Origin of the sequence: Actinacidiphila sp. bgisy160 (genome assembly GCF_965342435.1) — a bacterium.
Lineage (GTDB): Bacteria > Actinomycetota > Actinomycetes > Streptomycetales > Streptomycetaceae > Actinacidiphila.
This window is the reverse complement of sequence record NZ_CBDRCM010000151.1, coordinates 1-597: the sequence shown is the minus strand read 5'-3', so window position 1 is coordinate 597 and position 597 is coordinate 1. Positions and strand designations below refer to the sequence as shown.

General features: G+C 67.8%; 1 protein-coding gene. It reads left to right on the top strand.

Going from position 1 to position 597, the window contains the following annotated elements; translation table 11 throughout:
- Positions 1-36: 36 nt before the first annotated feature.
- A partial coding sequence (locus ACRWNP_RS37195; protein ID WP_431969445.1) for a hypothetical protein occupies positions 37-597 on the top strand: 561 nt, incomplete at its 3' end.

Sequence of the window (597 nt, the reverse complement as noted above, 5' to 3'; positions counted from 1 at the left end):
CTGTACTGCGACGGAACCGCCGGCAAACGCTGCCCCGTGGGCGCGCCGACGTTCTGGTCCCGCAAGCGCCTGTCGTCGGTGACGACCAAGGCGCAGCGCACCGAGGGCTCCACCACGTTGAGCAAGGTCGACAAGTACCTGCTGACCCAGTCCTTCCCGCGGACCCTGACCGACACCGCCCCGCCGCTGTGGCTGGAGTCGATCCAGCGCACCGGCTACGCCGTGGACGGCTCCACGCAGCAGGTGAACGCGGTGGAGTTCTCCCACAACAACCAGGCGATGCCGAACCGGGTCACCACCGGAAGCGGCGACCCCAGGCCGGCGTTCGACCGGCTCCGGATCCGCCGGGTCGTCACCGAGTACGGCGGTGAGATCGACGTCGAATACTCCGATCCCTGCCCTTCCATGGCCACCTCCGCCCACCCCGACCCCGAGGCCAACGGCACCCGCTGTTACCCGGTCTACTGGAGCCCGGACCCCGAGCAGGAGACCATCGACTGGTTCAACAAGTACGTCGTCACCTCCATCACCCAAAAACCCCGCATCGACGACGTCCCCGACCTGGTCACCGAATACCAGTACCCCACCGACGGCGCC